Source organism: Pseudomonas brassicacearum (assembly GCF_918698105.1).
GTDB classification, from domain to species: domain Bacteria; phylum Pseudomonadota; class Gammaproteobacteria; order Pseudomonadales; family Pseudomonadaceae; genus Aquipseudomonas; species Aquipseudomonas brassicacearum_F.
Genome location: NZ_CAKKMI010000097.1, coordinates 1 through 20705, shown reverse-complemented (window position 1 = coordinate 20705; position 20705 = coordinate 1). Strand labels below are relative to the sequence as shown.

Here is a 20705-nt window from a genome sequence, read left to right as displayed (position 1 = left end):
CCCCAGGCTCCGCCCACCCCGCTGGGGGTACCGATCCCCTACCCCAATACTGGCATGGCCAAGGACACGACCAAGGGTACACGAACGGTCAAAATCACCGGCAAGGAGGTGATGCTCAAGGACAAGAGCTGTTTCAAGACCAGTACGGGAGATGAGGCCGGGAACGCGCCGAAGAAAGGCGTGGTGACCAGCAAGATCAAGGGGAAGGTGTACTTCATTGCTTGGTCGATGGACGTGAAGTTCGAAGGGGAAAATGTAGTCAGGCATTTAGACCTGATGACTCACAACCACGCATCCAAGCCCGGAAATACGCCTCCTTGGGCTTATGCCGACGCAGCAGCGACGACGCCCATCGAGCGTTGCAAGAAAGAAGTGGCCAGGAAAAACAAGGCTTGCGGGGGACTGCCGACCAAAGCGCAACGGTGTGACGACAAGGCCTGTACCTCCGCAAAAAAGTGTTTGCTGGTGTCCAAGAAGCAGGCGGATTCCAAGGCGCAGAACAGTCAAGTGGCCTGTTGTCCTGGCGAAACCGGCCACCACCTCGTTGAAGCCCATAGTTTTACAGCGACAGGTTCAGGTCGCCAAACGCCTCTTCCTCAGTTCCCCAATTACGACGAAAAAGATGCACCGTGCATTTGCGTGCAATGCCCTCAAGACGGAAGCGGACGCTATGAAGGGGACCATGGTTTCATGCATGCAGCCCAAGGCAAGCTGGAGCAGGCAGCCATCGAGGGCGCGCCGCCCGGGCAAAAGGACTACGCCTGGAATTATGGCCAATCCCGTTCAGCGGGCGTGCGGGCGCTTCAGCAGACCTTCCCGAAATCGAAATGCTCAAAGAAATGTCTGGAAGCGCAGTTAGACGCTTACCATAAGAATACGGTAGGTGTCAGGGACAAAACCCCGGTCAGGACCCACACACCCAACCTTCAAGACAATCAGAAAGCGCTGGCCCACGACATGATCCCAGAGGTCACTATCAGTGCTTGGTAGCTCAACTGGAGCAAGGACGACATGACTCAAACATTGGATTGGACACTGAGCCGAGTAGCAGTCTTTGATAAAAACCGCGTTTATGTACTCGCCTACTCGAAACGCGAGCCCGGTACTCGAGTCTTTCGATGGACCGGAGTATGGGACAACTACTATGTTCAAGCGATCTGCGCCGGTATCTGCGCAGTTCGCGGCGCGCCTCCAGAAATTCTGACGCTATGCGCCAATGGCAGCGTTCATCGCGCGGCGCCTGACGGGCAAGCCTACGAAGATATCGTCGAGGAGAAACCCAGTAAGCACGGCCTGCTGCGCGACATCCGTCCTATTGGTGCACATGTCTATGCCACAGGCTTCGGCCGCCAAGTCTATGTTCGCAAGGACAGAGTCTGGCAGCGCTGCGACCAAGGGGTGGTGGAAGATCCGACCGCCGATAGCCTCAGTGGCTTCGAATCCATCGATGGCTTTGGTGAAGATGAAATCTATGCCACCGGCAACCAGGGCGAGATCTGGTACCGCCAGCAGGGTATCTGGCAGCGAAGCGAAAGTCCGACCAACATCATTCTGGAAAACGTTCTCTGCGCACCCGATGGCGTGGTTTACATCTCAGGCCAGTTGGGCATCGTCATGCGAGGTCGTCTCGATCGCTGGGAGCTCATTGAGCATGAACTCACGGACGATACATTCTGGGACATGGCCTGGTTCAATGATCAACTCTGGCTTTCAACCACCAAAGCACTCTACACGCTACAAGGCGACAAGCTGGAGAAGGTCGAGATGGGACTTCCCGGCGATCAGACCTTCAGATATTTGGACGCGAATGAACAGTGTCTATGGTCATCCGGGGAACGACACCTTGCCGCTTTTGACGGAGCGAACTGGACACGCATACCCGGTCCTTAAGGCGAGTGTAGGGAAGTCCATGGAAAGTCTGTTACCGATTCTCGACCAACACACCGAAGAGGCGAGTTTCCTCGCGGCCCTGCGGGACTATGCCGTGCGGGCACCACATTACGACCTGGATCAGATAGGCACGCTCGACAACCGCATCGATGCCCACCTCGACGGCCTTCGAATTGCCGGCACCACCGGCCTGGAGACCCTGCTGGCCCAGCTCGGCCCGCACGCCGTCGGCGAGATGTTCGCCAGCGTGGTGCTGGCCTTCGAGACGGCCGATGCGAAAGTGCTGTCGCGGCTCAGCGCTCATTTACGCAGTGCCTTGGACACGGAACGTGGATATCTGATGGCCCTCGGGTGGCTCGACTGGGAGCGGATATCGCCCTGGATCGAGCGCATGCTCACGGCCCCTGAGCCCCTGTTCCGCCGCCTTGGCCTGGCGGCCTGCGGCATGCACCGCCACGACCCGGGCCCCGCCCTGCTTGCCGGACTTTGCGATGCAGACCCCAGCGTATTGGCGCGTGCCGCCCGCACGGCTGGCGAGCTGCGTCGTCGTGACCTGCTGCCAGCGATTCGTGCCCATCGCCTGCATGAGAACGCCGCCACGCGTTTCTGGACCAATTGGGCCAGCGCCCAGATGGGTGATGAGCAAGCCCTGGAGCCGCTGCGCCAGTTCGCCGAGCAACCGGGCGAATTCCAGTACCGCGCGCTCTGTGTATTGCTGGCCTGGCAAAAGCGTGAGAACAGCATCGCCTGGATCCGCCAGTTGATACAGAACCCCGTGCAGCATCGCGTCGGCATCCAGGCTATCGGGCTGCTGGGCGATCCAGTCTGCGTACCGTGGTTGATCCAGCAGATGAGCGAGCTGCCCTATGCCCGGGTCGCTGGTGAAGCCTTCAGCCTGATCACCAGCGCGGACCTGGCGCTACTCGACCTGGAACTGCAGGACCTGCCGGATTTCGATGCGGGCCCGAACGACAACCCTGAAGATCCCAATGTCGCCATGGACCCCGACGAAAACCTGCCCTGGCCCGACCCGCAGTCAATCACCAACTGGTGGCAGGCCCACGGCGGCGATTTCCAGGCGGGCGTCGGTTATGTGCTGGGACAGCCCCAGAGTGAAAACAGTTTTCAGCAAGCCCTTGCCCGAGGCCAGCAACGCCAGCGCATCGCTGCCGCCTGCGGCATCGCCCGCTATCGGCCAGACGAAGTGCTTTTCCCCACGAGCGCACCGGCTTGGCGGCAAAAGCCGCTGTTGGGAAGGACGGGGGTGTTCGGGCGTTAATCGGGGTGTTTATATTGGCAGGCGCAACTCAGGCCCAGACACCTGATCATCACTTACCCCCCCTCTGGAGACACCATGCCAAACCCAACCGGACAGCACCCTGTGGCCCTCGTCAGTGGGGTTGGCAGCGAGATCGGAATCGGCATGGCGATCGCGCGCAGACTGGGTACTGCAGGTGCCAGACTGATCGTCACCGCCAGCAGTGCGCGAATCCATGATCGAGTCGCAGAACTGCGCGCCGAAGGGTTCGAAGTCGAAGGCCGGGCCCTCGATCTTACCGATGAAAACCAGGTACGTGAGTTCATGGCGTGGGCAGAGTCCCTCTGGGGCCAGATCGATATCCTGGTCAACAACGCGGGCATGGCCATGCAAGGCAGCCCGGAGTTTTTTTCCGACTTGGCAAGCATGGATCTGCACACCTGGAACCTGACGCTGGCGCGAAACCTGACCACGGCTTTTCTGCTTACACGGGCTGTTCTGCCCGGCATGCGGGCGCGTCGTTACGGGCGCATCGTCAACATCAGTTCCACTACCGGCACCCGCTGCAGCAACCCCGGCGAAGCGGCTTACAGCGCCGCAAAGGCCGCGATGGTCGGAATGAGCATGAGCCTGGCGCTGGAAGTCGCCCAGCAAGGGATCACTGTAAACAGCGTCGCTCCCGGCTGGATCACCACCGGGTCGAGCACTGCAGAGGAAGCCAAAGCGGCCGAATACACACCGATGGGCCGCGCCGGGCGTCCCGAAGAAGTCGCTGCATTGGTTGCCTTCCTTGCGTCTTCAGAGGCGAGCTACCTCACGGGCGAAGTCATCGTGGTGGATGGTGGGAACTGCCTGGTCGAGAACAAGGCTCCTTGATCTGGACGTAAATCGTTCGCCATGCGCTTCGTGGCTGCTGAAGATCCCCTGGTGTGGGAGCCGAACTTGCTCGCGATAGCGGTGGTTCAGTCACTTGAACAATTCACTGCTCATGAAATCAATGAACACCCGCAGTTTCGGCGCCAGGTGCTTGCTTGAAGGCCAGAGCATGCGGAAGGTGCTCTGATGCCGATTGAAGTCGTCGAGGACGGTGACCAGTTCACCGCTGGCGATGGCATCGCGCACGGTGAAGTCCGGCACGCAGGCAATCCCCAATGCATCGCGCACGACGTACAGCAACGCCTCGGTGGTGTTGCAGACCAAGGTGGCCGGCAGGTTGAGATCCGGCTGCCCTTCCCCGTTTATCGGCCAGACCTGCATCCTGCCAGTGCTGGGAAACTTGTATAGCAGGCAGGCATGGCGCAGCAGATCCGCCGGCACTTGCGGCGTGCCGTGTTCGGCGAGGTACCGCGGCGAACCGACCACGACGAGCTTGAACGCGCCCAACGGGCGGGACATCAGCCGGGAGTCGTTCGGTTCTCCAGTGCGAATGACCGCATCGAAACCTTCCTCGATTATGTCCACCAGCCTGTCGGAGAAATCAAGGTCCAGTTCGATACTGGGGTAGCGGCGCATGAAGGCCATCAGCGTCGGCATGACCAGGTCTGCAACCAGCGGCAAACTCACCCGCAGTTTGCCCCGCGGCGCTTTGCGGGTTTCCGACAGTTCCAGTTCGGCCGCTTCGACTTCGCAGAGAATACGCCGGCAACGCTCGAGGAAAAGCGTCCCTTCCGCCGTCAGCGTGATGCTGCGCGTGCTGCGATGAAACAGCCGCACACCTAGCCGTTCCTCGAGCCGGGCGACGCTTTTGCCCACCGCCGAAGACGAAATGCCAAGCGCCCTGCCCGCCTCTGAAAAGCTGCGGGTTTCGGCCGCGCGAACAAAAAAATCAATCCCGCTCAGTGACTCCACGCCAGGCTCCTATTGCGGACATTTTTTCCGATGTGTTGCGCACTCTAGCATTCTTGTCTCGCCAAGAAGGGGCACTTACCGTAGTTGGCACTTATCAATCTGCGACTGACCCCGCTATCCGGCGGGTCAGAAGCGTTCCAAGCAGGTGACACATGACGATTGCCAATACCCATATCGACGCCGATGCCGAGGTCGTTCAAGACGCGGCGCCGCTGCCCATCTGGTCACTGTTTGCGCTCGCGCTGGCGGCGTTCGTGACCATTCTCACCGAAGCCTTGCCTGCCGGCCTTCTCTCACAGATCAGCGAAGGGCTGGCGATTTCCGAAGCCCTCGCCGGCCAGTTGGTCACGGTCTACGCGATAGGTTCCTTGCTGGCGGCCATTCCCTTGACGGCCGCGACCCAAGGCATGCGACGCCGGTCGCTCTTGCTGCTGGCCATTGCCGGTTTCGCCGTTGCCAATATGGTCACGACGTTTTCGTCCCACTATGGCTTGACCATCGTCGCGCGCTTGCTCGGTGGCGTATCGGCCGGGCTGCTCTGGGCCTTGTTGGCCGGTTATGCCGCCCGCATGGTGCCCGAGAGCCAGAAAGGTCGGGCGATTGCGATTGCCATGGTTGGCGCACCCTTGGCGTTATCCCTGGGCGTGCCGGCCGGCACCTTGCTCGGTCATTTGATCGGTTGGCGGATGAGCTTCGCCATCATGAGCTTGTTCGCCGTCGCCTTGATGGTCTGGGTACGACTCAAGCTGCCTGACTTTCCCGGGCAAACCACCGGCAAACGCCTTGCCTTGGGCCAGGTCTTCACCCTGCCGGGCGTTCGCTCGGTGTTGTTCGTGGTGTTAGCCTTTGTCCTGGCGCACAACATTCTCTTTACCTATATCGTGCCGTTCCTGATGACAGCGGGCCTGGGCGAGCGGACCGACCTGGTTCTGCTGGTCTTCGGGGTCGCATCGCTGTTGGGCATCTGGGTCGTCGGCGTGCTGATTGATCGCCATCTGCGGGCATTGACCCTTGCCACCACGGCGCTGTTCGCCATCTCGGCACTGACGCTAGGCGCCATGAGCGACAGCCCTGCCGCGATCTACATCGCCGTGGCGGCCTGGGGAATCGCCTTTGGAGGGGCCGGGACGTTGTTCCAGACGGCAATCGCCAAGACGGCCGGAGAGGCATCGGATCTCGCCCAGTCGATGTTGGTCACGGCCTGGAATGTCGCCATTGCCGGCGGCGGCATCGTGGGGGGTGTCCTGCTCGATCACCTGGGTGTCGTGGCGTTTGCGCCTGTGCTGGTCGCCCTCTTGCTGCTGACGTTGGTGGTGGTGTGGTCGGCCAGGCAGTACGGGTTTGCCGCAAGCAGGCGCTGAATTTGCGCATGCGCCCTGCATCGCGCTCAACGACAGACATCAACAACTGACATCAAATCGTCATCACTGCGTCGCCAAAACGCCATACGCCCTGAGTACTGTCCTCGCCAATGAGATCGATCTCAAGCGAGTGACAATGACTGATTTGAAAGAAGTGGCACGTTTGGCAGGGGTTTCGCGGGCCACCGCGGCCCGCACCTTTGCCTCCCCTGAAGTGGTGCGTCCGGCCACCCGCGAGCAGGTGTTCGCCGCGGCGCGCCAGCTGGGTTTTCGGCCCAATCGTCTTGGCCGCCAACTGCGCCTGCAGGTAACCAAGCTGATCGGCGTGGTGGTCCCCAACCTGCTCAATCCAGTGTTCGCCGAACAATTCCAGGCCATGGAGCACGCGGCGCGCTTGCGCGGCTACAACCTGCTCCTGGCGACGACCGACTACAGCAGCGAACGCGAAAGCGTGGTGGTCGAGGAGTTGTTGCGCCAGCGCGTCGATGGCCTGGTCCTCACGGTGACCGACGCCGAGAGCAACCGTGTGCTGCAAAGCCTGGACAACGAGGACACGCCTTTTGTGCTTGCCTATCACCAGCCAGGCAATCCGCACTACAGCGCCGTGTCGGTGGACAACCGCGCCGGCATGGCCCTCGCCACGCGTTATCTGCTCGAAGCCGGGCATTGGCGCATCGGCATGGTGGCCGGCCCGGCCCTGCAATCGGACCGTGCGCGCCTGCGTTACGCCGGTTATTGCGACGCCATGCGCGAGGCCGGTCTCGACTGCCTGCCGGTGATTGAAATGCCGGCCCATACCCAAGCCGACTTCGCCGCTATCGAGCCTTTGCTGCAAGGTCCGCAAGCCCTCAGTGCATTGGTTTGCTCCAACGATCTGTTGGCAATCAGCCTGATTGCACAACTGCGCCGCAACGGCTGGCACGTCCCCCAGCAGCTTTCGGTCATTGGCTTTGACGGCATCGCCCTGGGCACACAGATGCACCCGACGCTGTGCAGCGTCGTCCAGCCCATCGAGGCCCTGGCTTGCACCGTGATCGACCAACTGCTGGCGCAAATCGGCGGCGCCGCACCGGTTTCCCATTGCCTGCCCTGCCATATCCGGCCTGGCGAAAGTACTCAACCCTACGAGGAGACGCTTGATGATCCGCTTCAGTAAAACCCTGGCGGCGTTGCTGCTGTGCGGCGTTGCCAGCCTGGCCCAGGCTGGCGAAACGGCGATTTGCTACAACTGCCCACCGGAATGGGCCGACTGGGGCACGCAGCTCAAGGCGATTGCCGATACCACGGGTGTGCAGGTCCCGCTGGACAACAAGAACTCCGGGCAGGCCTTGGCACAACTGGTGGCCGAGCAAGCCGCACCCGTGGCGGATGTGGTGTATTACGGCGTGACCTTCGGTTTGCAGGCGCAAAAAGCCGGGGTGGTCGGCACCTATAAACCCAAGGGCTGGGAGCAGATCCCGGACGGTTTGAAGGACCCGCAAGGACACTGGTTTGCCATTCACTCCGGCACCCTGGGCATCATGGTCAACGTCGATGCACTGGGCGGCCTGCCCGTGCCGCAAAGCTGGGGCGATCTGCTCAAGCCTGAGTACAAAGGCATGGTCGGCTACCTTGATCCGTCTAGCGCATTCGTCGGCTACGTTTCTGCGGTAGCGATCAACCAGGCCATGGGCGGCAACCTCAACGACTTCACCCCAGCGATCGATTACTTCCAGAAACTGGCGAAAAACTCGCCCATCGTGCCCAAGCAGACCGCTTATGCGCGGGTGTTGTCCGGGGAGTTGCCGATCCTGGTCGATTACGATTTCAACGCCTACCGGGCGCGCTACAAGGACAAGGCCAACGTCGCTTTCGTGATTCCCAAGGAAGGTAGCATCAGCGTGCCTTACGTGATGAGCATCGTCGGCAACGCGCCCCATCGGGCCAACGCCGAGAAGGTGCTGGATTTCGTCCTGTCCGAGCAAGGCCAAGCACTCTGGGCCAAGGCGTATCTGCGGCCAGTGCGGGCGATGAAAATGCCTGCCGACATCGCCGCGCAGTTCCTGCCGGACAGCGATTACGCCCGGGCCGGCGTGGTCAACTACGAGCAGATGGCGGCGGCGCAGGAAGCCTTTTCCGCGCGTTACCTCAAAGAGGTCAAGTAAGTGACCGCCTCGGTAATAAAAGCCCGGGGAGTCTCGTCGGGCCAGGCCACGGTACCGCGTTTGCGGCTGACCGCGGCCTGGGCCCTGGCGCCTGCGGCAGCGGTGCTGTTCGCGTTCTGGCTGTTGCCGCTGGCACACCTGATCGTGCTGGGCGGGCAACGTCGCGACGGCGGCGAAAGCGGTTATTGGCAGGTACTGGGCAGTGCGCAATACCTGGGCAGCCTGGCGCAGACGTGCCTGCTGGCGCTGGCGACGACCCTTGCGGCGCTGTTGGTGGGTGGCATCAGTGGGGTTTTCCTCAGTCGCCAGCGCTTTTTCGGGCGCTCGCTGTTGGTCGCCTTGTTGACCTTCCCGCTGGCATTTCCCGGTGTGGTCGTCGGTTTCCTGGTGATTCTGCTGGCGGGGCGCCAAGGCTTGTTCGCCAGCCTTGGCCTGGAGTTGGCGGGTGAGCGCTGGATCTTCGCCTACTCGCTGATGGGCCTTTGCATCGGTTACCTGTATTTCTCGATTCCGCGGGTGATCCTCACGGTGATGGCCGCCTGCGAAAGCCTGGATCGCAGCCTGGAAGAAGCCGCGCACTCATTGGGCGCCGGCCACTGGCGAGTGATCTGCGATGTCATCGTCCCCGGCCTGGCGCCAGCGCTGGTCTCGTGTGGAGCGATCTGCTTTGCCACCTCCATGGGCGCCTTCGGTACGGCCTTCACCCTGGGCACCCGCCTGAACGTGACCCCGGTGGCGATCTACAACGTGTTCACCAACTACGCCAATTTCACCGTGGCGGCTGCGCTGTCGGTGGTGCTGGGGGCGCTGACCTGGGCAGTGCTGCTATTGGCCCGGCGCATGGCGAAAAACGCGAGGACAGTCTTGTGAGACGCTCAACGCTGTTTATCGGCCAGTTGCTGTTCACCCTGCTGGTCTGCGCGTTCATGTTGGTGCCGGTGCTGATGTCGCTGCTGGCCGGGCTGACACGCAATTATTTCCAGGGCGTGTCCAGCGGACTGACGTTCGATTGGCTGGTGCAAGTCTGGCAGGCCTATTCGCCGACGGTCTGGCTCTCCCTGCAACTGGCCGTGGCCTGCGCAATAAGCGTTTGTGTGGTGGGTGTTCCGGCGGCTTACGCGCTGGTACGGATGAACAACCGCTTCAGCCGTGCGTTCGAGGAGTTGATGGTGCTGCCGGTGGCGATGCCAGGCCTGGCCAGCGCCCTGGCGTTGCTGCTCACCTATGGGCAGTTCGGCGGATTTCGCAGCAGTTGGCTGTTCATTCTCGTTGGCCATGTGCTGTTCACCCTGCCGTTCCTGGTGAGGCCGGTGATGGCGGTGATGCAACGTCAGCACTTGCCCGTCCTGGAAGAAGCCGCGGCCAGCCTTGGCGCCGGGCCGCTGCGACGATTCTTCAGCGTGGTGGTGCCTAATTGTCGGGCGGGGATTCTCGCCGGGGTCCTCATGGTGGTCACGCTGTCGCTGGGCGAGTTCAACCTGACCTGGATGCTCCACACGCCGATGACCAAGACATTGCCGGTAGGCCTGGCGGACAGCTATGCGTCGGCCAGGCTGGAAGTCGCCAGCGCCTACACCCTCATATTCCTGCTGATGATCGTGCCGCTGCTGATTGCGTTGCAGGCCATCAGCGCACGCCTTTCCCGTGGAGAAAAACGATGACCGGAACCACCATTCGCCTGGCGGGTTGCCGCAAGGCGTTCGCGGACGGCACCGTTGCCGTGCATGACCTGGACCTGACCATAGAGGCCGGCGAAACCTTGGCGATCCTCGGCCCCTCCGGCTGCGGTAAAACCACCACCCTGCGGCTGATCGCCGGGCTCGAACGCCCGGATGTGGGGCAAGTATTTTTCGGCGACACCGACGTTACCCGCCTGCCCATCGAACGGCGCGACGTGGGCATGGTGTTCCAGAACTATGCGTTGTTTCCCAACCTGGATGTGGCCGGCAACATCGTCTATGGCTTGAAGATTCGCGGCATGGCGGCGGCTGAACGGAACAAGCGCTGCTCGGAGCTGCTGGAACTGGTGGGCCTTCAGGATCATGGCAAGCGCAGCATCCACGAGTTGTCCGGCGGCCAGCGCCAGCGGGTCGCCCTCGCCCGTGCCCTGGCGCCCAAGCCCCGGGTATTGCTGCTCGATGAACCCTTGGCGGCACTGGACGCGCAGTTGCGTGAGCGCCTGCGCAGCGAGTTGGATCAGTTGCTACGCCATCTGGGCATTACCGCGGTGTTCGTCACCCACGACCAGGGCGAAGCCATGGCCCTGGGCGATCGGATCCTGGTGATGGAGCGCGGCCGCGTCGCGCAATTGGCCAGCCCACGGGACATCTATCAGCAACCGGCCAACGCTTTTGTCGCCAGCTTTGTCGGCAACCTCAACGCTTTTGCGGTGCTCGGGCACACCTCCCTGAGCTTGAAGGTCCATGGCGGGGAGTTGCCATGGCGCGGTGCCGGGCTGCCCACCACCGTCTATTGCCGCCCCGAGCACTTGCGGGTGATGGACAACGAGGGGCATCTGCGTGGGCGACTGGTGGGCCAGTTTTTCCAGGGGGCCCAAAGCCGCCTGTTGGTGGACGTCGGCGCCGCCCAACCCTTGCTGGTGGACAGCACCGACAGCGTCATACACGCCCCCGGTGCCCTGATTGCCCTGGCCGTCGAGCCGCAAGTGCTGTTCACCTTGTCATCGTGATATTCGTGTTTTCAGAGGGCTTATTTTGAATCATCCGTTTCTCATTGCGCAGATCAGCGACCTGCATCTCAAGGCCGGGGAAAAACTGACCTATGGCGTCGTCGACACCCGCGCCGCGTTGCGTCATGCCGTTGATCATTTGAATGCCCGGGTGCCGCGTCCCGACATCGTGGTGATCAGTGGCGACCTGGTGGACTTCGGTCGCCCTGATGAATACGCCGTGCTGCACCCCGAACTGGCACGCCTGCACATGCCTTGCTACCTGGTGCCGGGTAACCATGACAACCGCGAGCATTTGCGGGCGGCATTTGCCGATCATGACTATTTGCCAAGCGTGGCTGGGGCTCCGTTGGATTGGGTGGTTGACGAGCATCCGCTGCGCCTGATCGGCCTGGACAGCACCATTCCCGGCGGCCATGGCGGTCAGTTGCTGGACAGCCAGTTGAGCTGGCTCGATGAACAGTTGGCCTGTCGTCCCGCCGTGCCAACGCTGCTGGTCCTGCACCATCCGCCGTTTATCAGCGGCATCGGCCACATGGACCGCGAGCCGTTCATCAACGCCTCGGCGCTGGAGCAGGTCATCGCCCGTCATCCGCAGGTGGAGCGCTTGCTGTGCGGGCATTTGCATCGGCCGATGCAGCGACGCTTTGGCGGCAGCCTGAGCTGCGTGTGTCCCGGCACCTCCCATCAAATTGTCCTGGATCTACAGCCAACCGCACCCGCGCATTTCAACCTGGAACCACCCGGCTACCTGCTGCACCACTGGCATGGACAGGGGTTGGTGACCCATAACGGCGTGTTTGGCGAGTATCCCGGGCCGTACCCCTTTTATGACGCTCATGGATTGATCGACTGATAACCCAGGGACTTTCACTGATGGCACTCTTTGGAGATTTATCCCCTACCCCACGCTATGCATTGAAGATTTTCTAACGAGTCATTTAACGCATCGGCCCATCAGGTGATCGGTCGAGAGCTTACTGCTGCCTTTCCAACATGCCCGGAACTGTGATTCCGCGGTGGAGTTCGTCCTGATGAAAGCATTAATTCAAGTACTGAGTGTTTTAACTGGCGGTGTGAGTCTGGTCCTGAGTCCATTGGCGTCGGCTGATTTTATCAGCGACAGCAAAGCCAACTTGAACTTGCGCAACTTCTACTTCAATAACGATAACCGTGACGGCGCCGCCGCACCTTCGAAGACCGAAGAATGGGGCCAGGCCTTCATGCTCAATTATCAATCCGGGTTTACCGACGGTACCGTGGGGTTTGGCCTGGACGCGATCGGGTTGCTGGGCCTGAAGCTGGACAGCGGCGCGGGTCGTCATGTTGGCGGCTCGATGTTTCCCAACGATGGCGACAAGGCGGCGGACCAATGGTCGCGTCTCGGTGCAACCGCGAAGATGCGTGTCTCCAAGACCGAACTGCGTTACGGCACCTTGCAACCAAAATTGCCGATCCTGGTTTCCAACGATGGCCGCTTGCTGCCGCAAACGTTCGAAGGTGGCCAAGTTACCAGCAATGAAATCGACAACCTGACCTTCACCGCCGGACAACTGGAACACGCCACCGGCCGTGCTTCCAGTGACAGCGCCGGCCTGGCCGTGGCGGGCGGTAGCCAGGAAAGCAACAAGTTCACCTTTGCCGGTGGCGATTACAAACTGACCAAGGACCTGACTGCCCAGTATTACTACGCCAATCTGGAAGATTATTACCAGCAGCACTTCGCCGGTTTGCTGCATGTATTACCGTTGGGCGAATACGGCTCGTTGAAAACCGACCTGCGTTATTTCAAGACCACCTCCGATGGCAAGAACAGCAGCGCAGCCGGTCGCGCCAGTGGTTACAAACTCGGCGGCTATACCAAGGACGGCAGCGGTGAAATCGACAACGATACCTGGAGTGCAGCGTTCATCTACTCGTTGGGCGGCCATGCCATTACCGCCGGTTATCAAAGCGTGTCCGAAGACAGCAACTTTGCCCAACTAAACCAGGGCGGCCTGGTGGGCAAAGGTGAAGGCGGCGCGAGTCTTTATCTCTACACCGACCGCACCATCCAGACGTTCATCCAGGCCGGCGAGCGCACGGCATTCGCCCAGTATGCCTATGACTTCGCAGGGCTTGGCGTGCCGGGTTTGAAGGCCTCGGTGATGTACCTCAAGGGCGACAACATCCAGACCGCCAGCGGCCATGACGCCAGTGAGTGGGAGCGTGATATCGCCCTGGACTACGTGGTCCAGAGCGGCGCGTTGAAGAACGTCGGTTTCGGCTGGCGCAACGGCATGTCCCGCAGCGATATTGCTCGCGACCAGGATCAGAATCGGCTGATCGTGAGTTACAGCATTCCATTGCTGTAAGCGGGCAGCCTTTTCAGGGCCAGGGAGTAAAGTTCATACGTGAGGCCTTCCCTGGCCCTGAGTTCACCCGTTTCAAGGTTGTCGAGAGGGACTGCGATAACGACAACGCTCTAAGCAATGAAAGCGCAGATTGCTTTGTCCAGATTGGAGCGGGTCAGACTTTGCTTGGAGCTATGCTTTTGCAGCGCGTTAGGAAAGCCTAGAGCCGGAGTGTCGCGAACTATAGCCACGGCGCGCAGCAGCTCCTTTGAGCTTAGGTGGGGGCCGTCGGTATTTTTGTAGTCGGGGTGCATGCGTTCACCCTCGGCGATCGAATATATAAAGGCAATCCCCCAGATGTCGTAGAGCGAGTCGAATGGCGCGCTATTCATATCGAATGACACGTGTTGGTTCATCAGCAGATAAGACTCTGCATTTGGGAGTAGACTGAACGCCTTGAGTTCCTGTTTGAAGTCACTGGGTTTCCAAATGATCGATTGTCCGGAAAATGCGACCGCCATGCCTTCGGAGAACCAAGTAGGCAGAGCAAACATTTTGTCTTGGCCAAGCAACTGATGCTGGAAAATATGGACCATTTCATGATGAAGGAGTCGCTGAACGTCTTCCAAGGCCTTGCTTTCCCCTTCGCTGTTCGGATTGATCTCGAGGCTTGGGGAAATGAAAAGCTGCAGCGAGTCGAAACGTGCGGTACCACCGTAACCTGGCGCGATTCTTACCCTTGGTATCCCGTGTATATTCGGGGCACTCTCAAATTGTGTGCGACATTTTTGAAACGCGTGATTGACTTCATCGCGGATCCATTTCTTAAGGGGCTCAGGGTAGTCACCCGTAAAAATGAAATTACTGTCCATTGTTTGAAAAGCTCCAAGTCGTCATGTCGCGCTCTCAAGAGTGATGCCAATATAGTGGCATTCATTAAGTCACACGTCCGCGTTACCGTCAATTTAGAAGCGGGCTCCGGCAAAGCTGGTAGTTAAAAAGAAACTTGAACCGACATGTCCGGCAGCTATTCGCACGATCAGGCAATTATCCGCCCGAATCGTGCAATCGCCCCCCGGCATTGCTTTCTATAGTTGACCAGAGCCAAACCATCCGGAGCTGGTACCCCCTATGAGCGCCCTCAACATCAATGGCCGTGAATACACGGTGGACGTAGACCCAAGCACCCCGATTCTTTGGACCTTGCGCGACACGCTGGGCATGACCGGCACCAAGTTCGGCTGCGGCGCGGCGTTGTGCGGCGCCTGCACCGTTCACCTGGATGGCCAGGCCATTCGTTCTTGCGTGACGCCCATTGCCGCCGCCGAAGGCAAGAAAATCACCACCATCGAAGCGGCCACCAACGGCAGCGACCCGGTCGGCACTGCCGTGCACGAAGCGTGGGTCAAGCATGACGTGGCGCAATGTGGCTACTGCCAGAGCGGCCAGATCATGAGCGCGACGGCGTTCCTGAAGGCCCAGCCCAAGGGCAAGCAGCCCACGGCCGCCGAAATCGACTCGGCCATGGCCGGCAACATTTGCCGCTGTGGCACCTACGCCCGTATCCGCGCCGCGGTGGCCGATGCCGCCAAAGCCCTTGCCTGATCGGAGCAGACCATGTTGACCGAGATTTTCCCGAACGAGCAGCCTCGCGCCCTTCAACACCTGCTTGAACGCGACGAGGCTGACGGCCCCGCTACGCTGCCGCGCCGCAGTTTTCTCAAAATCGTCGGCATCGGCGGGCTGGCCTTGGGTGCGTTTCCACACCTGGCCCTGGCCCAGGAGGCCAATGGTGCTGCCGCGCCGCTCAAACCGACCCAGCAACCCTCGGCATTCGTGCAGATCGCGCCCAGCGGCGAAGTCACGGTGACCCTCAACCGCCTGGAGTTCGGCCAGGGCGTGCAGACCAGCCTGCCGATGATTCTTGCCGAAGAGCTCGATGCCGACTGGAGCCTGGTACGCAGTCGCAACGGCAACAGTGACGCCGCCTACATGGACCCGGCCTTCGGCATTCACCTGACCGGCGGCTCCAATTCGATCAAGAACAGCTATACCCAGTACCGCGAACTCGGCGCTCGTGCCCGCGCCATGCTCCTGAGTGCCGCCGCCGCGCGCTGGAACGTGGACGTGGCGAGCCTGAGCACCCAGGCCGGCAGGGTCCTCGGCCCGGCCGGCCGTAAAGCGAGCTATGGCGAGCTGGCCGAAGCCGCGATGGCGATGCCGGTGCCCGAGCAGATCACACTCAAGGATCCCAAGGATTTCCGCATCATCGGCCAGGCCACCACCCGTATCGACGCCAAGGCCAAGAGCAGCGGCCAGCAGGATTTTGGCATCGACATGCATCTGCCGGGGCAGCTCACCGCTGTCGTCGCCCGGCCACCGGTGTTCGGCGCCAAGATCGCATCCCTGGACGACAGCGCGGCACGTGCCACGAAAGGCGTAAAAGCCGTGTTGCGCGTCCCCCTGGACGGCGGTGCCGAAGGTGTTGCGGTGGTCGCCGACAGTTACTGGCAGGCAAAGCTGGCACGCGATGCGCTGAAGGTGGAATGGAACACGTCCGCCGTGGAAAAAGTCGACAGCGAGAAACAATTGGCTCAATACCGGGAACTGGCCAAGCAGCCCGGCCCACTGCACTTTGATGCTGACATGACGCCGCTTGCCAGCGCGCCGCATCAACTGGACGCCGAGTTCGTGTTCCCCTACCTCGCCCATGCCCCGATGGAGCCCCTCAATTGCACCGTGCAGCTAGCCGGGGATGGCGCTCAGCTGTGGGTCGGTACGCAGTTCCCCGGCGGTGATGGTGCCGCGGCTGCCAAGGTGCTGGGCCTCAAGCCCGAGCAGATCCAGGTAAACGTGCAGACCGCCGGCGGTGGTTTTGGCCGGCGCGGCGTGCCCACCAACGATTTCGTCGTGCTGGCTTGCGAGGTCGCCAAGGCCGCGCGCACCGCCGGGGTCAACGCGCCTATCCGCACCCTGTGGAGCCGAGAGGACGACATCAAGGGCGGTTACTACCGCCCCATGCACCTGCACCGTGCGCGCATCGGTTTTGACGACAGCGGCAAGGTCCTCGCCTGGGACCACGCCCTGGTGGGCCAATCGATCCTCTCCGGCACCGTGTTTGGTGGGCGAGTGAAAAACGGCATCGACCCGACGGCGACTGAAGGTCTGCGCAATCCGTATCCGCTGCCCATGCGGCTGACGGTTCATCACCCCAAGCTCAACGTTCCTGTGCTGTGGTGGCGCAGCGTGGGCTCCACCCATACGGCGTTTGTGATGGAAACACTGATCGACGAGATCGCCCGCACGACCCAGCAGGATCCCGTGGCCTACCGGATGAAGCTGTTCGGTGAGCAGAGCCCGCGCCACCGCGAGGCGCTGCAATTGGCCGTGGACAAGAGCGAGTATGGCAAGCGCCAGTTACCGGCGGGCCATGCCTGGGGCGTGGCAGTCCACGAGTCGTTCAGTTCGGTGGTGGCCTACGTCGTCGAAGCCTCGGTGCAGGACGGCCGTCCGGTGTTGCACAACGTGACAGCCGGTGTGCACTGCAACCTGGCCGTCAACCCACGCAGTGTCGAGGCCCAGGTCCAAGGCGCGGCGCTGATGGGCTTGTCGATGTGCCTGCCAGGTGGCGCGATCACCCTGAAAGATGGCGTGGTGCAGCAGAGCAACTTTGCTGACTTCAGCGTGCCGCGCATTACCGACATGCCGGCGTTTGCCGTCCACATCGTGCCCAGCGCCGAGCCTCCTACGGGGATGGGCGAACCCGGCCTGCCGGCCCTGGCCCCGGCTTTTGCCAACGCGGTGGCGAGCCTGACGGGTAAACCGTTGCGTGAGTTGCCGTTCAAGTTGGCGTGACGGGCGTGTGTGAGGTGCTCCACCGCAAAGCTCTCCGGGGCCATGCGGTGGACAACTGCCCCGAACATCACTTCGCCGCAGCAGCGCTTTCAATCAACCGGGCAACCGGTTGCGGATTGGAAACCATCACCACATGGAACGCGCCCTTGACCACCTTCACCGCCTTGGCCTCGGCACGCTGGGCCATGAACGCCATGGCCTGCGGTGGGATGTTCTTGTCCTTGTCGCCATAGATGTGAACAGGCCTGCGCTGCACGCCAATACGGCAATGACTTTTTTCATTGAAAACCCCTTGGGTTTCAAGTGTTAGCGCAGACGATCGGCGTCGACCACGGCCTGGGCGAAAGCCTGCGGCGCTTCTTGCGGCAAGTTGTGGCCGACATCGCCATCGATCAGGCGATGCTCGTATTGGCCAGTGAAACGCTTGGCATAGGCTTCGGCTGGCGGATGAGGCGCGCCATTGGCATCGCCCTCCAAGGTGATGGTCGGCACGCTGATTGACGGGAACGTCGCCAGTTTCTTTTCCAGCGCGTCGTATTTGGCCTCGCCCTTGACCAGGCCCAGGCGCCAGCGATAGTTGAAGATTGAAACGGCGACATGATCGGGGTTCTGCAACGCGGCGGCGCTTCGGTCATACGTCGCGTCATCGAAGTTCCACTTCGGCGACGCCAGTTTCCAGATCAGCTTGGCGAAGTCATGGGTGTTTTTCTCGTAGCCGAGGCGGCCACGCTCTGTCGCAAAGTAGAACTGATACCACCACTGCAGTTCGGCGGCCGGGGGCAGCGGCGTCTTGCCGGCCTCCTGGCTGCCGATCAGGTAGCCACTCACCGCCACCAGCGCCTTCACCCGCTCCGGCCACAGGGCCGCGACAATGTCGGCGGTGCGTGCGCCCCAGTCATAACCACCCAGCACGGCCTGCTTGATCTTCAGTGCGTCCATGAAATCAATCAGATCGCTTGCCAGTGCAGAAGGCTGGCCGTTGCGCAGGGTCTTGGCCGACAGGAAACGCGTATCGCCATAACCGCGGGCGTACGGAATCAGCACGCGATAGCCCTTCTCTGCCAGCGCTGGCGCCACATCCGCGTAACTGTGAATGTCATAGGGCCAACCGTGTAGCAGGATGACCGCCGGTCCATCGGCGGGACCGACCTCGGCATAGGAAACGTCCAGCAGGCCGGCCTTGACGTGCTTCAACGGGCCGAACGAGGTGTGACTGCCGGGGGTGATCGCGCCGATCGTGCTCGCCGGCACATCAGCCGCGCTTGCCTGGGACGAGGTCAAGCCCAAGGCGCCCAGCTGCATCATGGCAAATGCCAGGATGGATGGCGCGAGCAAGCGCCGATGCCGGGGTGCGGATGCGTGGTTCAACAGAGTCGTGTCCATGGTGAGTCTCCTTTGTGAGCGCGGTGAGCCCGTGAGACAGCGTATGCCGTCTCGTTGGACCTATTTGGCGCCGGCCAGGTATCCCGGATGTGTCATCGGCGGCCTCGAAAGAAACAGTTCGTATCGGCAGTGGGTCGAGATACACCGGGATACATTCGTCCGATGAGGACTCGGCTGCTGGAAAAATCGAGGGAGACTGAAACTAATTAACTAAAAATATCGAGGCGAAATAGTTGGCGGCTGATTTAAATCCATACAATTCAACCAGCTAGGTTGCATAGAATAAATAATTGCTGAATGCGACCCAGTCAGCTAATAACAAACAGGGTTAAGTTTTTATCTTTAGCGTAGAGTCATTGAATAATTGAACGCTTATGAACAGCCAAGCCTCTAATGAAAGTAACACCCCTGTCTTTCACATAAATGGACTCAGCCAACACACCTCGGCCTATACCGAAGCGAGTTTGCCAGGGCCCTCCATTGTCCATCCCTGATATTCAACACGAAGCCCGCTGAATAAACCGAAAGCAGGCCGTTTCGAGTCCGCTTCCCTGTCTGAGGAAACACCGATGAAAAATATTTTTATTCCCCTGCTGGCCCTGGGTGCTGCCCTGACCTTGCAGACGGCTCAAGCCGCTGATGGCGAAGCGCTCTTCAAGAGTAAGCCGTGCGTGGGCTGCCACATGGTCGATGCTCGAATGGTCGGTCCAGGTTACAAGGAAGTCGCCGCTAAATACGCCGGCCAAGCTGACGCGTCGGCGACCTTGGTTAAAAGCATCAAGGAAGGCAGCACCGGTAAATGGGGTCCCATTGCAATGCCCGCCAACCAAGTGACCGACGAAGAAGCGAAGACCTTGGCCGACTGGATCCTGGCGCTGAAGTAAGTTTGCCCGCGAGAAAACGCCAGTGAAGTTGTCGAGGTCAGTTTTCAAGGAAGTCTACACAACGCAGAAGTGAGCCAGCTCTCTTCTGCGAAGTGGCGCTCATTCAGTCACATCGTGGACGATTGTTGCAAAAGCGTTAGATCGATGTCCTCAAACCGCAGAACTCTGCCGCCCTGCTCGCTGGCCAGTTTGCGCGCGGCGGCCTCCTCGGAAAATGACGCAAGGACCACGCCCATGGAACCTTTGAGCCGGGTCCCGACGACGTAGTAGGCTTTGGTGGCATCAATCAAGTAATGGTCGTCGGGTTTCTCCCAGGCACTTTTACCCATGTCGTGCACATACAGTTTCGCCTCAGTGAGGTGATTCTCTGGCTGAAGCCACCATCCAAGCATTTCTGCGGTGGAACAGAACTTCTTGACTGAACCTTTTGCCACGACCTCGCCCTTGGGGCCCGGGAAGTCGGCGATCACCATGCCGCAGACATGACACTCATCGCTCTGGTGGAAAGCCGTCGGCGCAAGGGTTTGCTTTTCTTCTGCGCGATCATTACAAGCCGCCAACCCCAAACAGATAAAGACGACCAGGGCACGGGCCCCAATCTGGTACAGAGTGTTCATCGCAATAGCCTCGAGCGTAATGAATCAAGTCAGCCGACGGCGAAACATCCAATAAGCGAGCAACAGCAAAGCGCCGACCCAGAGCAGCAGGCAGAGCCAAAGCAGCGCAATCGACACCGGTAAATCACTGCTCAATGCCATGAGACCGATGGCATTACCGCTGCCCTCGAAACCAGAGAGATTGATCAGGCGATAGATATCGGTGGGGTTGAGCAGCAGAAGCCACGGTAAGAGGTCCGGGTTGAACCGGCCCTTGCTGAGCACGAGCAACGCCAACAGTGCCAGGTCGAATACCAATACGAAGAGAAACCACACGCCCAACGCCATCCCGGCGGCGCTGGATTTCTCGCTGGCCTTGCTGCTCAAGACATAAGCCAGCGCCAGGAAGACCCAACCCAGTAGCGTGGAAGACACCATGAAGCGACCGAACGCCCAGAGCAGCA

20 protein-coding genes and 1 pseudogene are annotated in these 20705 nt (G+C 60.6%); 15 read left to right on the top strand and 6 right to left on the bottom strand.

All coding sequences use genetic code 11. The features are described 5' to 3' along the window. The 4 genes from LQ215_RS26255 to LQ215_RS26240 all read left to right on the top strand — a co-directional run. Positions 1–990: PAAR-like domain-containing protein (locus tag LQ215_RS26255; protein ID WP_230153253.1), on the top strand; the 990-nt coding region annotated here is incomplete at its 5' end. 21 nt (positions 991–1011) lie between these two features. Continuing rightward, positions 1012–1890: a hypothetical protein gene (locus LQ215_RS26250; RefSeq protein WP_230153252.1), complete on the top strand. Its 879-nt coding sequence runs from the start codon at positions 1012–1014 to the stop codon at positions 1888–1890. Positions 1891–1909: 19 nt separating this feature from the next. Beyond that, a complete protein-coding gene (locus LQ215_RS26245) occupies positions 1910–3169 on the top strand; it encodes a TIGR02270 family protein (protein ID WP_230153251.1) in 1260 nt (419 codons plus the stop codon). A gap of 75 nt (positions 3170–3244) precedes the next feature. Continuing rightward, positions 3245–4024, top strand: coding sequence for an SDR family NAD(P)-dependent oxidoreductase (locus LQ215_RS26240; RefSeq protein ID WP_230153250.1), 780 nt, complete (start codon positions 3245–3247; stop codon positions 4022–4024). Positions 4025–4114: 90 nt separating this feature from the next. Here LQ215_RS26240 and LQ215_RS26235 read toward each other — a convergent pair whose 3' ends face one another. Next, positions 4115–4996, bottom strand: a complete 882-nt coding sequence (locus LQ215_RS26235) for a LysR family transcriptional regulator (RefSeq protein WP_057450777.1) — start codon at positions 4994–4996, stop codon at positions 4115–4117. Between the two features lie 152 nt (positions 4997–5148). On the opposite strand from LQ215_RS26235, the gene LQ215_RS26230 reads away from it, so the two are divergent. From LQ215_RS26230 to LQ215_RS26195, 8 genes are all read left to right on the top strand, one after another. Beyond that, the gene (locus LQ215_RS26230) at positions 5149–6357 is read left to right on the top strand and encodes an MFS transporter (RefSeq protein ID WP_230153249.1); all 1209 of its coding nucleotides are present in this window, start codon (positions 5149–5151) and stop codon (positions 6355–6357) included. Between the two features lie 136 nt (positions 6358–6493). Continuing rightward, positions 6494–7513, top strand: a complete 1020-nt coding sequence (locus LQ215_RS26225) for a LacI family DNA-binding transcriptional regulator (protein WP_230153248.1) — start codon at positions 6494–6496, stop codon at positions 7511–7513. Continuing rightward, positions 7497–8501 carry an ABC transporter substrate-binding protein gene (locus LQ215_RS26220; RefSeq protein WP_230153247.1) on the top strand — a complete coding sequence of 335 codons (1005 nt, stop codon included), beginning with the start codon at positions 7497–7499 and terminating at the stop codon, positions 8499–8501. Before LQ215_RS26225 ends, LQ215_RS26220 begins: the two co-directional genes overlap by 17 nt. 15 nt (positions 8502–8516) lie before the next feature. Then, positions 8517–9371 carry an ABC transporter permease gene (locus tag LQ215_RS26215; protein WP_230153254.1) on the top strand — a complete coding sequence of 285 codons (855 nt, stop codon included), beginning with the start codon at positions 8517–8519 and terminating at the stop codon, positions 9369–9371. Beyond that, positions 9368–10162 (top strand): ABC transporter permease, encoded by a 795-nt coding sequence (locus LQ215_RS26210; protein WP_230153246.1) that lies wholly within the window; start codon positions 9368–9370, stop codon positions 10160–10162. Before LQ215_RS26215 ends, LQ215_RS26210 begins: the two co-directional genes overlap by 4 nt. After that, on the top strand, positions 10159–11190 hold the full coding sequence (locus LQ215_RS26205; protein ID WP_230153245.1) for an ABC transporter ATP-binding protein: 1032 nt from the start codon (positions 10159–10161) through the stop codon (positions 11188–11190). Before LQ215_RS26210 ends, LQ215_RS26205 begins: the two co-directional genes overlap by 4 nt. Before the next feature lie 25 nt (positions 11191–11215). Beyond that, positions 11216–12046, top strand: a complete 831-nt coding sequence (locus LQ215_RS26200) for a phosphodiesterase (protein WP_230153244.1) — start codon at positions 11216–11218, stop codon at positions 12044–12046. A gap of 178 nt (positions 12047–12224) precedes the next feature. Then, positions 12225–13544: an OprD family porin gene (locus LQ215_RS26195; RefSeq protein ID WP_230153243.1), complete on the top strand. Its 1320-nt coding sequence runs from the start codon at positions 12225–12227 to the stop codon at positions 13542–13544. A gap of 110 nt (positions 13545–13654) precedes the next feature. Here LQ215_RS26195 and LQ215_RS26190 read toward each other — a convergent pair whose 3' ends face one another. Then, positions 13655–14395 carry a hypothetical protein gene (locus LQ215_RS26190; RefSeq protein ID WP_230153242.1) on the bottom strand — a complete coding sequence of 247 codons (741 nt, stop codon included), beginning with the start codon at positions 14393–14395 and terminating at the stop codon, positions 13655–13657. A 259-nt stretch (positions 14396–14654) separates the two neighbouring features. Here LQ215_RS26190 and LQ215_RS26185 point away from each other — a divergent pair, with 259 nt between their 5' ends. After that, positions 14655–15128: a (2Fe-2S)-binding protein gene (locus LQ215_RS26185; protein ID WP_230153241.1), complete on the top strand. Its 474-nt coding sequence runs from the start codon at positions 14655–14657 to the stop codon at positions 15126–15128. A gap of 12 nt (positions 15129–15140) precedes the next feature. Continuing rightward, positions 15141–17378, top strand: a complete 2238-nt coding sequence (locus LQ215_RS26180) for a xanthine dehydrogenase family protein molybdopterin-binding subunit (RefSeq protein ID WP_230153240.1) — start codon at positions 15141–15143, stop codon at positions 17376–17378. A gap of 67 nt (positions 17379–17445) precedes the next feature. Here the strand turns inward: LQ215_RS26180 and LQ215_RS26175 are convergent. Both LQ215_RS26175 and LQ215_RS26170 read right to left on the bottom strand, forming a co-directional pair. Then, positions 17446–17616 (bottom strand): annotated as a pseudogene (locus LQ215_RS26175) (alpha/beta fold hydrolase); the annotation flags it as partial. A 68-nt stretch (positions 17617–17684) separates the two neighbouring features. After that, entirely contained in the window at positions 17685–18761 is a 1077-nt protein-coding gene (locus LQ215_RS26170; protein ID WP_230153239.1) for an alpha/beta fold hydrolase, read from the bottom strand. 569 nt (positions 18762–19330) lie between these two features. On the opposite strand from LQ215_RS26170, the gene LQ215_RS26165 reads away from it, so the two are divergent. Continuing rightward, positions 19331–19645, top strand: coding sequence for a c-type cytochrome (locus tag LQ215_RS26165; protein WP_230153238.1), 315 nt, complete (start codon positions 19331–19333; stop codon positions 19643–19645). A 107-nt stretch (positions 19646–19752) separates the two neighbouring features. On the opposite strand, the gene LQ215_RS26160 is transcribed toward LQ215_RS26165, so the two are convergent. Then, on the bottom strand, positions 19753–20262 hold the full coding sequence (locus LQ215_RS26160) for a nitrous oxide reductase accessory protein NosL (protein WP_230153237.1): 510 nt from the start codon (positions 20260–20262) through the stop codon (positions 19753–19755). Positions 20263–20286: 24 nt separating this feature from the next. Beyond that, on the bottom strand, positions 20287–20705 hold a 419-nt coding region (locus LQ215_RS26155), incomplete at its 5' end, for an ABC transporter permease subunit (RefSeq protein WP_230153236.1).